This is a genomic window from Thioalkalivibrio sp. ALJ12 (assembly GCF_000378305.1).
Classification (GTDB): Bacteria; Pseudomonadota; Gammaproteobacteria; order Ectothiorhodospirales; family Ectothiorhodospiraceae; genus Thioalkalivibrio.
Map to the genome: position 1 here is coordinate 125,684 of NZ_KB899540.1, position 14,324 is coordinate 140,007.

Genomic DNA, 14,324 nt, shown 5'->3' on the forward strand with positions numbered 1-14,324 from the left:
AACTGAACCTATTCCATTAGAACCCTGCCCATGATCCGTCTGCCCCTGTGGCTCAGTGCCCTGCTCCTGACTGGCGCCCTGTGTGCCAGCCCCGCCCTGGCACAAGAGCTTGCCGAAGAGACCCCGGACGATGCCCAGACCGGCGCGGTCTCGGCCGCCACCAGCATCGATGCGGGCGGGGCCGAGATCCCGGTCGAGCGCTACCCCGCCGATGGCGAGGCGGTGCTGCTGTGGTTCCCGTCCGAGCACGGGCTGCTGGACGGCCACCGGCAGCAGGCCCTGGCGCTTCAGGCTGCCGGCGTCGAGGTCTGGCTGGCGGACCCGTTCGCCGGGCATTTCCTGCCGGAGGCCGCCTCCAGCTTCGACGAGATGCCGATCGAGACCGTGGGCGACCTGATCGAGGCCGCACACGCGGAGGACGAGCGTGCGGTGTTCGTGTTCGGCAATGACCGCGCCCTGCCCTGGCTGCTCACGGGCCTGTATCACTGGCAGGAGGAGCACCCCGAGGCAGAACACCTCGCGGGGCTGATCATGATGAGCCCGTACCTGCATACCGGCGTGGACACCGACGAGGCCGAGATGCAACCCATCGTCGGCGTCACCAACCTGCCGATCTACATCATCCAGCCGATACTCTCCCCGCAGTTCCAGCACCTGGGCCTGATCCGTTCGACCCTGAGCGACGGAGGCAGCTCCGTCGGGGCGCGCCTGCTGCCCGAGCTGCGTGACCGGTTCTTCTTCCGCCCCGATGCAATGGAGGCTGAACTCCTGGCACGCGAGATCTTTCACCAGGAGCTGGTCTACGGCATGGACCTGTTGCGTCGCCTGCCGGCCGCGCGCACCGCCGCCGCATCCGACGACCTGGACCTGAGCGTGAACACGCCCACCGGCGGCGACGTCCAGCTGGATACGCTGGACGAACCCGTCACGGCGCCCGAACTGGTCCGCCCGGACCTGGCCGGCGAAGAGCACCGTCTGGAGGACTATCGTGGCGAGGTCGTGCTGATCAACTTCTGGGCCAGCTGGTGTCCGCCCTGCGTGCACGAAATGCCGTCGATGCAGCTGCTGGAAGACGAGCTGCGCGAAAAGGGCTTTCGCATCCTCGCGGTCAATCTTGGCGAGGACGAAGAGACCATCCGGGACTTCATCGAGAACGAGGTGCAAACGGAGTTCACCATCCTGCTCGATCCGGACCAGGAGTCGCTGAACGACTGGCGCGCGATGGCCTACCCCACCAGCTATGTCGTCGACCGCGAGGGCAACCTGCGCTACTACCTGTTCGGCGCGATCGAGTGGACCGAGCCCGGCGTCGTCGACCAGATGCGCGAACTGCTCGAGGAAGACTACAGAGCCCTGGACGGCGACGATTAGTCCGGATCAGGTGCCGCCCCGAACGCCTCGCGCAGCCACTCGCGCAGGGCGTCAAAGCCATGCTCCGCCCGCTCCGAGGGCGGCTGCATGCCCGGGACGAACCCGTATTCGCGAAACGGCTCCAGCAAGGCCGGATCGCCGCTGATGACGTGCACGGGCACGGCCCAGCTGGCGTCCTGACCAGTCACCAGGGCGGCCGGCTGGTGATCGCCCAGCATGAAAAACAGCGTGTCCTCGTCCGCATACCGCGCCGCATAGCCCCCGGTCACCTCCAGCGAATAGCGCACGGACTCCGCGTAGTACTCGCGCACGCGATCGAAGTCCCGCCACAGCCCCTCTGGTGTCGGCCCTTTGCCTGCCCACTCGTCGAAGACCGCGCCGTCCCCGACCGCCTCCCAGTCCTCCAGCACCGGCAGGATCGGGGTCCACGGCGCATGCGAACTGATCAGGGCCAGCATCGCGAATACCGGGCGTTCCGAGGGCCCGCGGATCTCGCGCTCGAAGAACGACCAGGTGTACTGATCCGGCATGGTCACCCAGAAAAACGGCGGCCCGGCGTAGTCGAACCCGTACTTGTCGACGATCCGGTCCCAGCGAAACCACTGCCCCTCCGGCCAGTCGAGCTGGATCGCCGGGGCCAGCATGGTCGTCTCGTGCCCGGTCGCCTGAAAGTCCTGCACCAGGGTGTCGCGGGTCTGCGCCTGCAGGGCGTCGTAATGTCCGGCGTAACGCACCTGCAGGCCCGTGAGCAGCGAGGCCTGCGCCAGCCAGGACTGCCCCCCGGCGATCGGGGCCTCCAGTACACCGGTCACCACATGCAGGTTCGAGGCCTCAAGCTGCTCGCCAATGGATTCGAGACTCGGCACAATCACCGGGGCATAGCGCTCGCCGAACACCGCCGAGACCCCGTAGGACTCCACCAGCCCCAGGATCACGTCCACGTCACCAAGACCTGGCAGAGGGCGCCCCTCGGCCTGCTCGCGGGTCTGTGCCAGGCGCTCGCGAAACGCCCGGTTCTCCGCCAGCGCCTCCTGCCCGGCCACGATCTGCTCCTGGACCGAAACGAGCCCGGGCGCGGCCGTACCCGGCGGTGCCGCACCCCGTGCGGAGACGACCGCCCCCACCAATCCAAGCGTGAGCAGACCGACCGCAACGGACAGGGGTACTCGGCGCAGACGCTCCGGATGCGCGGTCAGCGCGAACAACCCGCGGCCCGCGCCCGCGATCACCGCGACCAGCCCCACGATCAGGACACCGGCCAGCGCCACGGTGGCCCAGACATCCAGGTTGCCGGTCACCAGCCGGTAGACCGCGTCCAGCAGGATCCAGTCCTGCATTACGTTCAGGGGGCGCACCAGACTGACGCGGGTCAGGGCATCGAACAGCGCCAGCATCACCAGCGCCAGCAGAACGAATCCGGCCAGCCAGGCCAGCGCGCGCGCCATCCGCCCAGAGGGCAGCAGCGCAAACAGCCCGACCAGCAGGACCGCCTCCCAGGCCAGCCAGTGCGGGCCGATACCCGCGTACCGGGGCACATCCAGTCCCAGCAGCACGAGGTTGAGTGCCGCGAGGGTCAGCAGCAGTCGAATCACGGGCGGACGGGCATTAGGGAAACACTGATCAATGTACACGCTCGCGCTGCGGGGAACCGAACGTCATCCGCTGCAGGACACCATCCCGTCGCACACGCCAGTGGTACAGGGCCGCCGAGATATGACCCAGTGTCAGCACCAGAAGGGTGATCCCCAGGATCTGGTGCCAGGCGAACAGGGTCTCCGACAGCGCCTCGTTTTCCGGGAACAGCCCCGGCAGGATCAGCGGACCCAGCTGCACCGGGTAGCCTCCGGCGGCCGTGGCCCACCAGCCGATTACCGGCATCACGATCAGCAGCAGATACAGCAGCCCGTGGACCGACTCCGCGGCAATGCGCTGAGCCGGCGGCAACGCGACCGCGTAGGGTGGTTTGCCGTGACGCAGGCGCAGGCCCACACGCACCAGCATCAGCAGCAGCACCAGCACGCCGAAGCTCTTGTGCCAGGTGTAGATGGTGTCGGTCGTGCCTTCGCCAAAGCGCTCCTGGAGACCCTCGAAGCCATACCAGCCAATGGTCCCGCCCAGCGCCAGCGCACCCAGCACCAGCACGGCGACCGCCCAGTGCACGATCCGCTGGCTCAGGGCGTAACGCGGCCACACTCCGGTATTGTCCGTCTCCATCCCGCACTCCCGTTCGTGTATGCCCCCAACATGCCGCCCCCACAGCATGCCCGCAACCCCAGCCCGGCTGACGATATCCCCCATTGGCCATACCGGGCCATTATGCTTTGAGGATGCGATCCTCCATCCCCAACCCCACGCCGCTGACCGGCGTACGCTGCCTGACGTTCGACCTCGACGACACGCTGTGGCCGGTGATGCCGGTGATCCACCATGCGGAGGCGCGCTTCTACGCCTGGCTGCGCGAGCACGCGCCGGCGGTCTGCGAACGCTTTGATCCGCAGGCCCTGATTGCTGAACGGGCCGCCTTCATGCGCGCGGCCCCGCAGAGCGAGCGCCACGACCTGACCGGCCTGCGCAAGCGCTGGCTGCGCCGGCTGGCCACGGATTGCGGCTGCTGTCCCGATCTGCTCTCGGGCGAGGGATTCGCGGTGTTCTGGCATGCGCGCAACGAGGTGACGCCCTTCCCCGAGGCGGATGGCGTGCTCGCCACGCTGTCGCGTCACTTCCGGCTGGGCGCGATCAGCAACGGCAATGCCGATGTCTTTCGCACCCCCCTGGGGCGCCACTTCGACTTTGCGATCGCGGCGGGCGAGGCCGGCGCGGCCAAGCCCGACCCGGTGATCTTCGCCCAGGCCCGCGAGCAGGCCAGCGTCGAGGCCAAGCAGATCCTGCATGTGGGGGATGACAGCACCAGCGACGTCCTGGGAGCCCTGAACGCGGGGTTTCAGGCCGCCTGGTTCAATCCCGACGCGCTGCCCTGGGAACACGGGCGCCCCCGACCAATACTGACACTGGGCCGCCTGGGCCAGCTGCCGCGGCATCTCGGGATCGACTAGGCGTCTATCGCCGCAGCCCCACCCTCTCAGTCGGGATCGACGCGGCCGCGCAGGGCCTTCTTGCGGCCACGGTGGGTCTTGCCCTCTAGCCGACGCAGCTTGGAGGCACGTGTGGGCCGGGTCGGCTTGCGCGTCTTGATCGGGCGGCCCGCCTCGCGCAGGAGCTCGGCCAGGCGCTCCAGCGCATCCTCGCGATTGGCCTCCTGGGCACGGTACTGCTGCGCCTTGATCACCACCACGCCGTCCTTGCTGATGCGCTGATCACGGCGGCGCAGCAGGCGCTGCTTGTAGACCTCCGGGAGACTGGAGGCATGGATATCGAAACGAAGATGGATGGCCGAGGCCACCTTGTTCACATTCTGCCCGCCCGCGCCCTGGGCCCGGATCGCGGTCAGTTCGATCTCGTCGTCCGGCACCGTAACGCTGTTGGAGATACGCAGGGTCATGGCAGCGTATTCGCTAGCGAAAGTCGCCGTCCTGGATTCGACCCTCGTCATCCAGCTCGGCGAAGAAGCGCGAGTTGTCCTGGCGGTACTCGTGGGTCGCGATCTCGCCCGGCAGCACCAGCGTCACGTCCGGGTAGACGCGCTCGAACTCCTCGGGGCTCGGCCGGGTTTCCAGGAAGTGCAGAAACGGGTTCATCTGCTTGACCGTCCCCGGACGCGGCTCCGGCCCGTCGGGCCGCGTCTCGGTCTTGTGGACCGCGCAGCCGCTAACCCCCAGCGCCAGCATCACTGCCACTACGGACATCCATCGAAGTACTCGTGACATGCATCCCTCCGGCGTCAGTCGTATGCAACTTTATTGCGAGGCACCGCAGGCGCCGCAGCAGTCGCAAACTGGCATCAAGCCACGAACCACTGGTTTCGGATGGAGGTCCCCAGGTCGCTACGCTCCTCGCGATGACGGTGCCAACGCAGGGCTCCGGGGTCGCCCCTACTCGGTTGGCTGGCCGTGCTCGCGGGTGGCCTCGAAGCGGACCTCCGGCCATTTCTCCTGCGCCATCTGCAGGTTCACCCGTGTCGGGGCGATATAGACCAGATCGCCGCCGTGGTCGATCGCCAGGTTGACCGCGGCCTTCTCCTTGAACTCCTCGAGTTTCTTCGGATCGTCACATTCGACCCAGCGTGCCGTCTGGACGTTCACGTTCTCGAACTGCGCCTCGACCTTGTACTCGGTGCGCAGGCGCTCGGCGACCACATCGAACTGCAGCACGCCAACCGCGCCCAGGATCAGGTCGTTATTGGTCAGCGGGCGGTAGAGCTGGGTCGCCCCTTCCTCGCACAGCTCCTGCAGGCCCTTGGCGAGCTGCTTCATCTTCAACGGGTCCTTCAGCTGCGCGCGCCGGAACAGCTCCGGCGCGAAGTTGGGCACGCCGGTAAAGGTCAGGTCCTCGCCCTGGGTGAAGGTGTCCCCGATGCGGATCGTGCCGTGGTTGTGGATGCCGATGATGTCGCCCGGGTAGGCGGTCTCCACATGCTCGCGGTCCGAGGCCATGAAGGTCAGCGCATCGGGGATCTTCACGTCGCGCCCGATGCGCACATGGCGCAGTTTCGCGCCCTTGTCGAAGGTGCCGGAGCAGATGCGCATGAAGGCGATGCGGTCGCGATGTTTTGGGTCCATGTTCGCCTGGATCTTGAACACGAAGCCGGTGAACTTCTCCTCGGTGGGCTCGACCTTGCGCGAATGGGTCGGCCGCGGCAGCGGACCCGGGGCGTATTCGACGAAGTCGTCCAGCAGTTCCTCGATGCCGAAGTTGTTGATCGCGGAGCCGAAGAACACCGGGGTCTGGCCGCCACGCAGGTAGCCGTCGGAATCGAACTCATGTGAGGCACCCCGCACCAGCTCCATCTCGTCACGCAGCTCCTGTGCCTGATCGCCGAGCACCTCGTCCAGGCGCGGATTGTCCAGCCCTTCGATGATCTCGCCGGTGGACTTCTTGCCACCCTCTTCCGGGTCGTACAGGTGCACCGCATCGCGGCGGATATGGTAGACGCCGCGGAAACGCTTGCCGGACCCGATCGGCCAGGTGATCGGGGCACACTGGATTTTCAGCACCTCTTCGACCTCGTCGAGCAGCTCGATCGGGTCGCGGCCCTCGCGGTCCATCTTGTTGACGAAGGTCATGATTGGCGTATCGCGCAGCCGGCAGACCTCCATCAGCTTGATGGTGCGCTCCTCAACACCCTTGGCCGCGTCGATCACCATCAGCGCGGAGTCCACCGCGGTCAGCGTGCGGTAGGTGTCCTCGGAGAAGTCTGCATGCCCGGGGGTGTCCAGCAGGTTCACGATGCGGCCCTTGTAGGGATACTGCATCACCGAGGAGGTCACCGAGATCCCGCGCTGCTTTTCCATCTCCATCCAGTCGGAGGTGGCATGGCGCGACGCCTTGCGCCCCTTGACCGTACCGGCGAGCTGGATCGCACCACCGTACAGCAGGAGCTTTTCGGTCATGGTGGTCTTGCCCGCGTCCGGGTGCGAGATGATCGCAAACGTCCGGCGACGGGCGGTTTCCTCGAGAAAAGACATGGTCTTGGGCCGCCTGAGTGAAGCGCGGGAGTTTAACGCGAAAACGGGGCAGGCGTTGCGTTTCCCGGTGCCCGTAATGCAAACGGCCCCGGATCAAGATCCGGGGCCGTTTGCAGCAGGCCCTGAACAATAATGGCTCGCGCTAGCGTGCAGAGGCTCGCTGGATCGCGGAGGACTGTTCGTCCAGCCGGCTCTGGGCCAGGTCCAGATCACGCTGGCTCATGCGCGTCTTCACGGCCTCCATGCGCTCGCGGTCCTCGGCCAGGGAATACCAGACATAGGCCTCGACCAGATCACGTTCCACGCCCTGTCCGTTCTGGTGCAGGCGCCCGAGACCGATCTGCGCATTACGATCGCCTCGCTCCGCGGCCTTGGTGTACCAGCGGGCGGCCTCACCGGGATTCCGGTTCGTCCCGCGACCCGTCTCGTGCAGGAAACCGTAGTAGTACTTGGCCGAAACCTGGCCCTGCTCGGCCGCCTTGCCCAGCCACTCCAGGGCCTCGCCATTCGACTGCTCGTTACGGGCATAGTGGCTGCCCAGCCAGTACTGCGCATTGGCGTAGCCGAGTTCGGCCGAGCGGGTGTAGTGCTCGAGGGCCTTGTCTTCATCGGCAGCCGTGCCACGGCCGGCGGCAAACATGAAACCAAGGTAGTAGTGGGCGCCCGCATGGTCGTCGTCCGCCGCACGCGCGAACCAGTGCAGCGCCGCGTCGTAATCCACGTCAGTGCCACGGCCGACATAGTTGGCCATACCCACGTCGAACATGGCGCGGGTGTCACCGCGCTGGGCGTTGCCTTCACGAATCTCGTACCAGACGCCGAGCAACTCCTGTTGCCGCTCGACTTCGTCGTAGCCGAAATCCTGGGCCTGAGCCGCACCGACCCCAAAGGCCAGGGGCAATGTCAGGGGAAGAGAGAAAAACAACGCACGCAGGGATCGGGACATGGGGCAGCCTCGCAGGGAATTCCGGCATCAATGCCGGTTACGATCATAGACCGCCCCCCATCCGCGCGCAAAACCCGTCCACGGGTACGAGAACCGCTGGCCGCAAAACGCCCTCCGAACGCCGAAAAAACGTGGCGGACGTCACACTGTGTCGCGTCACGCCCCGGCCGGGGCGTCGCAACGGCAACTCAGCACCCAGGCATCCTCGCGGCCGCTGTGCAACGGGTAGTAGCGCGGCCGGGTGCCGATGTGCTCGAAGCCCTCCGAACGATAAAGCTGGACCGCCGCGACATTGGAGGGACGCACCTCCAGAAGCAGGGCCTCGGCCCTCTGGTCGCAGGCATAGTCGAGCAGGCGGCGCAGCATGAAGCGACCCAGCCCGTAGCCCTGCCAGCGTCGGTCCACGGTCAGATTCAGAAGATGCGCCTCGCCGGCCGCCACGGTCAGCACGGCGTGTCCCACCTGGCGTTCATCCACCTCCAGCACCCAGCAGTCGTATCCGACCCGGATGCAGTCCTCGAAGATGCGCGCGGTCCACGGATAGTGATACGCCTCGCGCTCGATGCCCATCACACACTCGACATCCTCGGCCAGCATGCGGCGCATCCGGGGTTGTACTTGCGGCTCGGCACTCATGGCGTCGGGCTGGATCTCCTGAGTTTATTACCTGGGCTGAACATATAGGCGAGTCCGCGTTCGCTGCGTTCCCTAACACCTACACTCTGCAGGGTTGCCCTCCGGGCGCACTCGTCAGACAGGCCCGCGCGCGCTGCAGATCCTGCCAGGCCCTGGCCTTGTCCTGCGGCTTCCGCAAAAGGTAGGCCGGATGATAGGTCACGACCAGCGGGACCTCACGATACCGGTGCAGGCTGCCCCGCAGGGATCCCAGCGGCTGGTCGGTCTCCAGCAGTTGCTGGGCGGCGACACGCCCCAGCGCCACGATCACCTCCGGCTGCACCAGTGCGATCTGCCGGTCCAGGAAGCCACGGCAGGCCCGGGATTCCTCCGGACTGGGGTCGCGGTTGTTCGGCGGACGACACTTGAGGACATTCGCGATAAAGACATCCTGCCGTCGATCGAGTCCCAGCGCGGCGAGCATGCTGTCCAGCAACTGGCCGGCACGCCCGACAAACGGTTCGCCTCGGCGGTCCTCCTCGGCCCCGGGTGCCTCGCCCACGAACAGCCACCGGGCACGGCGGTCGCCCACGCCAAACACGGTCTGCGTACGCTGGGCCGCCAGTTCGGCGCAGGCCGTGCAGTCGCGCACACGGGCTTCGAGCTCGGGCCAGTCCAGAGCCGCAACTTCGACTTCCACCGGCCCGCTCGCGGGGGGCACGAGCGGCTCGGGTATCTCGGGTGTCTCGGGGGGCGCACTGGTCGCTTGAGCCGACGCGGCCTCGGGCATTAGCGGGGCAGTGGGAGGCTCGACGGTCGGGGCTGCGGCCGGCACGCCAGGAAAGGCGCCGTCCCGGGCACGCCAAACGGGGATCCCCATATCGGCCAGGATACGGCGTTTGCGCGCCGACAGGTCCACGCCTCAATCCCCCGAGGGCGTACGGCGACGGTGGCGGCGCCAGCGCTCCAGCGTCAGCAGGGGTCCGGACAGGGCGTAAATCACGAAGCCCGCCCAAAGGACCTTGGGCGGATCCAGCGCCAGCAGCATCAGTGCGCCCACCACCCCGACGATCGCCAGGAAGGGCACCCGATGCTTGAAGTCCATGTCCTTGAAGCTGAAGTAGGTCAGATTGCTGACCATCGCCGCACCCGCCAGAACCGTCACGATCAGGATCGCCACCACGTACGGATCGGCCAGATCCGCCGGAATGCCAAGATCCTCGAGCACCCAGACCATCCCCACCACCAGCGCGGCGGCGGCAGGGCTCGGCAGCCCCTGGAAGAAACGTTTGTCGACCACGGCCAGTCGGCTGTTGAAGCGCGCGAGACGCAATGCCGCGGCCGTGGCAAAGAAGAAGGCCGCCACCCAGCCGAGATTGCCCAGATCCTGCAGCTGCCACAGGTACACGACGAGGGCCGGGGCCACGCCGAAGGAGACCAGGTCGGAGAGCGAGTCGTACTGCGCCCCGAACTCGCTTTGCGTGTCCGTCATACGCGCCACGCGGCCATCGAGGGTATCCAGGACCATGGCCACGAATACCGCGATCGCGGCGGTCGTAAATTCGCCATTGATCGCGGAGACAATCGCGAAGAAGCCGGAGAACAGCACCCCGGTCGTGAACAGGTTGGGCAGCAGAAAGATCCCGCGGCGACGCCGGGAACGGCCCTCGTGCCGCTCGTCGGCCCCGTTCATCTCGTCGATATCGCTTGATCTCTCGTCATCCGGCGTCACTCCAGCACCTCCACGGTCGCTTCCTCGTCGCCACTGGCCTCCGGCAGCCCACCGATCACGGTGGAGCCCGCCAGCACCTTCTGGCCGACCTGGGCCATGACCTGCGACCCGGCCGGCAGCCAGACCTCGAAGGTAGCACCGAACCCGGCAAAACCCATGCGTTTGCCGCGCCCGAGTCGATTCCCGGGCACCACATTCTGCAGGCGGATCATGCGCGGCCAGTGATTGACCGACAGCGCGAGCGTCAGGCGCGTGCCCTCGTCGGTCGCCAGCGCAAATGCCAGGCGGTGATCGAGCTGCCCGTCCGGCGGGCTATCCGTCTCCTTACCCGGCCAGACCCGCTCCACCACCTTCGATTCCTGCGGGGCATGGACGTTGTATTCCCCCAGGCGTCGCTGACGAATGCGAATCCGCAGGGCTGACTTGCCCGTGAACGGATCGGTCGTCTCGTCGATCGCCTCCACCGTGCCATCGGCCGGGGCAATCACGCCCAGCGCGGGGGCCGCCGCCTTGCGCCGAAGGTCGCGGAAAAGCCCCATCAGCGCCACGGTCAGCAGCACCATGAACAGGCCCAGCTCCGCCTCCCCGACTAGCAGCGAGATCACCGCCATCCAGGCGGAGATGATCACGAACAGACGGCCTTCGGGGGCAAGCGGAAACAGCATGGGGTTCTCGGAGGGGGTGCGGGTGCGCGACCCGGGGTCTGTGCCCCGGGTCGCCCCGACGGATCAGTTGCGGGACTTGTCGACCAGCTGGTTGGCCTTGATCCACGGCATCATCGCACGCAGGCGTTCGCCCACCTGCTCGATCTCGTGGGCCGCGTTCAGGCGGCGGTTGGCGGTCATCGACGGGTAATTCATCGCGCCTTCCAGGATGAACTGCTTGGCGTACTCGCCGTTCTGGATGTTCTTCAGCGCCTCGCGCATCGCCCAGCGCGACTCCTCGTTGATCACCTGCGGGCCGGTCACGTACTCGCCGTACTCGGCATTGTTGGAGATCGAGTAGTTCATGTTGGCGATGCCACCCTCGTACATCAGGTCGACGATCAGCTTGAGCTCGTGCAGGCACTCGAAGTAGGCCATCTCCGGGGCGTAGCCGGCCTCGGTCAGGGTCTCGAAGCCGGCCTTGACCAGTTCCACCGCACCGCCGCAGAGCACGGCCTGTTCGCCGAACAGGTCGGTCTCGGTCTCGTCCTTGAAGGTGGTCTCGATGATGCCGGTGCGGCCGCCGCCGATCGCGGAGGCGTAGGACATCGCGATGTCACGGGCCTTGCCGGAGGCGTCCTGCTGGATCGCGATCAGGTCGGGGATGCCGCCGCCACGCACGAACTCGGAGCGCACGGTGTGGCCCGGGGCCTTCGGCGCGATCATGATCACGTCCAGGTCCTTGCGCGGCACGATCTGGTTGTAGTGGATCGCGAAGCCGTGGGCGAACGCCAGGGTCGCACCCTCCTTCAGGTTCGGCTCCAGCACGTCGCGGTACAGGGCGGCCTGGTATTCGTCCGGGGCCAGCACCATAATCAGGTCGGCGCCGGCGGTCGCGGCGTCGACATCGGCGACCTTCAGGCCAGCTTCTTCGGCCTTGGCGCGCGAGGCGGAGCCGTCGCGCAGGCCCACGGTCACGTCCACACCGGAATCCTTCAGGTTGTTCGCATGGGCGTGGCCCTGCGAGCCGTAGCCGATGATCGCGACCTTCATGCCCTGGATGATGGAGAGGTCGGCGTCTTTGTCGTAATACAGATTCATGGCAGTCATTTCCTTGGCAACAGGCCCCGCCAGGGGGCCGATGACGAATAAAAAGCCCGTGCCTGGCCGGCACGGACGAAAACGAAGACGATTACAGCTGCAGCGCGACGTCGCCGCGGGCGATGCCCATCACACCCGAGCGCACGACTTCCAGCACCGGGAACGGCGAGACAGCCTCGAGGAAGGCATCCAGCTTGGAGCCCTCGCCGGTGATCTCGATCACGTAGGTCTGTTGGGTCACGTCGATGATGCGACCGCGGAAGATATCGGTCAGGCGCTTGACCTCTTCACGGTCGGCGGCCTCGCCGACGCGTACCTTGACCAGTGCCATCTCGCGCTCGATGTGCGGATGCGCGGTCATGTCCAGCAGCTTGATCACGTCGACCAGCTTGTTCAGCTGCTTGGTGATCTGCTCGACGATCTCGTCGGAGCCACTGGTGACGATGGTCATGCGCGACAGCGACGGGTCGTCGGTCGGCGCGACGGTCAGCGATTCGATGTTGTAGCCACGCGCGGAGAACAGGCCGGCCACCCTTGAGAGGGCACCGGATTCGTTTTCCAGCAGGACACTGATGATATGACGCATACGGCTCTTCCCTGTACCCGGTTCAGACCAGGATCATTTCGTTCTGGCCGGCGCCGGCCGGGATCATCGGATAGACGTTCTCGGACTGGTCGGTGAGGAAGTCCAGGAACACCAGGCGCTCCTTCTGCGCGAGGGCCTCCTTGATCGCGCCCTCGACGTCGCCCGGCTTGTCGATACGCATGCCCACATGGCCATACGCCTCGGCCAGCTTCACGAAGTCCGGCAGCGCGTCCATGTAGGACATCGCGTAACGGCCCTGGTAGAAGAATTCCTGCCACTGCCGGACCATGCCCAGGTAGCGGTTGTTCAGGTTCAGGATCTTGATCGGGAGCTGGTACTGGTAGCAGGTCGACAGCTCCTGGATGCACATCTGGATGCTGGCCTCGCCGGTGATGCAGCCGACCGTCGCGTCCGGGTGCGCGAACTGCACGCCCATCGCAAACGGCAGGCCCACGCCCATCGTCCCCAGGCCACCCGAGTTGATCCATCGGTTGGGCTTGTCGAAGCCGTAGAACTGCGCGGCCCACATCTGGTGCTGGCCGACGTCGGAGGTCACGAAGGCATCGCCCTGCGTCAGCTCCCAGAACTTCTGCACCACGTACTGCGGCTTGATCAGTTCGGACTCGCGGTCGTATTTCAGGCAGTCCTGCGACTGCCACTCGCGGATCTGCTTCCACCAGGCATCCAGCGCCGCCGGGTCCGGCTTCGCGTTGGCGGCGTCCAGCGCCTTGATCAGCTCGCGCAGCACCGGCTCCACCTCGCCAACGATGGGCACGTCGACCTTCACGTTCTTGGAAATCGAGGATGGGTCGACATCGACATGCACGATCTTCGCGTGCGGGCAGAACTTCTCGATGTTGCCGGTCACGCGGTCGTCGAAGCGCGCGCCGATCGCAATCAGCACGTCGGCGTGGTGCATGGCCATGTTGGCCTCGTAGGTCCCGTGCATGCCCAGCATGCCGAGGAACTGCTTGTCCGACGCCGGATAGCCACCCAGCCCCATCAGGGTGTTGGTGATCGGGTAGCCCAGCTTGCGGGTGAACTCGGTCAGTGCCTCGGAACCCCTGCCCAGGATCACGCCCCCACCGGTGTAGATCATCGGCTGCTTCGCCGACAGGATCAGGTCCACCGCCTTGTCGATCTGGCCTGTATAGCCGCCAAAGGTCGGGTTGTACGAGCGCATGTGGATGGACTCGGGATATTCGAACTCGCAGCTCGCCGCGGTCACATCCTTCGGGATATCCACGACCACGGGGCCGGGGCGGCCGGTGGTCGCCACGTAGAAGGCCTTCTTGATCGTGGTCGCCAGGTCCTTCACGTCCTTGACCAGGAAGTTGTGCTTCACGCAGGGGCGGGTAATCCCCACGGTATCCACTTCCTGGAAGGCATCGTTGCCGATCAGGCTGGTCGGCACCTGGCCGGTGAACACCACCAGCGGCACCGAATCCATGTAGGCATCGGCGATCCCGGTAATCGCATTGGTCGCACCGGGGCCGGAGGTGACCAGCGCGACACCCGGCTTGTCGGAGGACTTGGCATAGCCCTCGGCCGCGTGCACCGCACCCTGCTCGTGACGCACCAGTACGTGCGAGACTTTGTCCTGGCGATACAGCGCATCATAGATGTGCAGTACCGCCCCGCCGGGATACCCGAATACGACATCGACACCCTCGGCCTGCAGGCTGCGGCAGAAGATTTCGGCGCCGGTGATGGCGGTGGAGGAACTTGAGGTCTCGGACATGGTGGT

General features: G+C 66.2%; 15 protein-coding genes. 2 read left to right on the forward strand and 13 right to left on the reverse strand.

All coding sequences use genetic code 11. From position 1 onward, the window contains the following. Positions 1-30: 30 nt before the first annotated feature. Entirely contained in the window at positions 31-1,371 is a 1,341-nt protein-coding gene (locus F467_RS0110785; RefSeq protein WP_018138407.1) for a TlpA disulfide reductase family protein, read from the forward strand. On the opposite strand, the gene F467_RS0110790 is transcribed toward F467_RS0110785, so the two are convergent. Both F467_RS0110790 and F467_RS0110795 read right to left on the reverse strand, forming a co-directional pair. Further along, positions 1,368-2,963, reverse strand: a complete 1,596-nt coding sequence (locus tag F467_RS0110790) for a hypothetical protein (protein WP_018138406.1) — start codon at positions 2,961-2,963, stop codon at positions 1,368-1,370. The genes F467_RS0110785 and F467_RS0110790 overlap by 4 nt on opposite strands. 28 nt (positions 2,964-2,991) lie before the next feature. Beyond that, positions 2,992-3,585 carry a cytochrome b gene (locus F467_RS0110795; RefSeq protein WP_018138405.1) on the reverse strand — a complete coding sequence of 198 codons (594 nt, stop codon included), beginning with the start codon at positions 3,583-3,585 and terminating at the stop codon, positions 2,992-2,994. 113 nt (positions 3,586-3,698) lie between these two features. Here F467_RS0110795 and F467_RS0110800 point away from each other — a divergent pair, with 113 nt between their 5' ends. After that, on the forward strand, positions 3,699-4,424 hold the full coding sequence (locus F467_RS0110800) for an HAD family hydrolase (protein ID WP_018138404.1): 726 nt from the start codon (positions 3,699-3,701) through the stop codon (positions 4,422-4,424). A gap of 26 nt (positions 4,425-4,450) precedes the next feature. Here F467_RS0110800 and arfB read toward each other — a convergent pair whose 3' ends face one another. The 11 genes from arfB to ilvB all read right to left on the reverse strand — a co-directional run bounded on the left by arfB (position 4,451) and on the right by ilvB (position 14,318). Continuing rightward, positions 4,451-4,870 (reverse strand): alternative ribosome rescue aminoacyl-tRNA hydrolase ArfB, encoded by a 420-nt coding sequence (gene arfB, locus F467_RS0110805; RefSeq protein ID WP_018138403.1) that lies wholly within the window; start codon positions 4,868-4,870, stop codon positions 4,451-4,453. A gap of 13 nt (positions 4,871-4,883) precedes the next feature. Then, positions 4,884-5,156 carry a hypothetical protein gene (locus F467_RS0110810; RefSeq protein WP_018138402.1) on the reverse strand — a complete coding sequence of 91 codons (273 nt, stop codon included), beginning with the start codon at positions 5,154-5,156 and terminating at the stop codon, positions 4,884-4,886. A gap of 204 nt (positions 5,157-5,360) precedes the next feature. Further along, positions 5,361-6,953: a peptide chain release factor 3 gene (locus F467_RS0110815; RefSeq protein ID WP_018138401.1), complete on the reverse strand. Its 1,593-nt coding sequence runs from the start codon at positions 6,951-6,953 to the stop codon at positions 5,361-5,363. Positions 6,954-7,095: 142 nt separating this feature from the next. After that, a complete protein-coding gene (locus F467_RS0110820; protein WP_018138400.1) occupies positions 7,096-7,899 on the reverse strand; it encodes a tetratricopeptide repeat protein in 804 nt (267 codons plus the stop codon). 156 nt (positions 7,900-8,055) lie between these two features. Continuing rightward, positions 8,056-8,535 (reverse strand): ribosomal protein S18-alanine N-acetyltransferase, encoded by a 480-nt coding sequence (gene rimI / locus F467_RS0110825; protein ID WP_026182202.1) that lies wholly within the window; start codon positions 8,533-8,535, stop codon positions 8,056-8,058. A gap of 79 nt (positions 8,536-8,614) precedes the next feature. Next, complete coding sequence (locus F467_RS13220) at positions 8,615-9,433, reverse strand: uracil-DNA glycosylase family protein (protein WP_026182201.1); 819 nt, start codon at positions 9,431-9,433, stop codon at positions 8,615-8,617. Positions 9,434-9,436: 3 nt separating this feature from the next. Next, positions 9,437-10,246, reverse strand: coding sequence for a CDP-diacylglycerol--serine O-phosphatidyltransferase (pssA, locus tag F467_RS0110835; RefSeq protein ID WP_018138397.1), 810 nt, complete (start codon positions 10,244-10,246; stop codon positions 9,437-9,439). Further along, the gene (locus tag F467_RS0110840; RefSeq protein WP_018138396.1) at positions 10,243-10,911 is read right to left on the reverse strand and encodes a phosphatidylserine decarboxylase; all 669 of its coding nucleotides are present in this window, start codon (positions 10,909-10,911) and stop codon (positions 10,243-10,245) included. Before F467_RS0110840 ends, pssA begins: the two co-directional genes overlap by 4 nt. Positions 10,912-10,974: 63 nt before the next feature. Then, complete coding sequence (gene ilvC, locus F467_RS0110845; protein WP_018138395.1) at positions 10,975-11,991, reverse strand: ketol-acid reductoisomerase; 1,017 nt, start codon at positions 11,989-11,991, stop codon at positions 10,975-10,977. 91 nt (positions 11,992-12,082) lie between these two features. Continuing rightward, positions 12,083-12,577 carry an acetolactate synthase small subunit gene (gene ilvN / locus F467_RS0110850; protein WP_018138394.1) on the reverse strand — a complete coding sequence of 165 codons (495 nt, stop codon included), beginning with the start codon at positions 12,575-12,577 and terminating at the stop codon, positions 12,083-12,085. A 22-nt stretch (positions 12,578-12,599) separates the two neighbouring features. Continuing rightward, positions 12,600-14,318 carry a biosynthetic-type acetolactate synthase large subunit gene (gene ilvB / locus F467_RS0110855; protein WP_018138393.1) on the reverse strand — a complete coding sequence of 573 codons (1,719 nt, stop codon included), beginning with the start codon at positions 14,316-14,318 and terminating at the stop codon, positions 12,600-12,602. Positions 14,319-14,324: the final 6 nt, after the last annotated feature.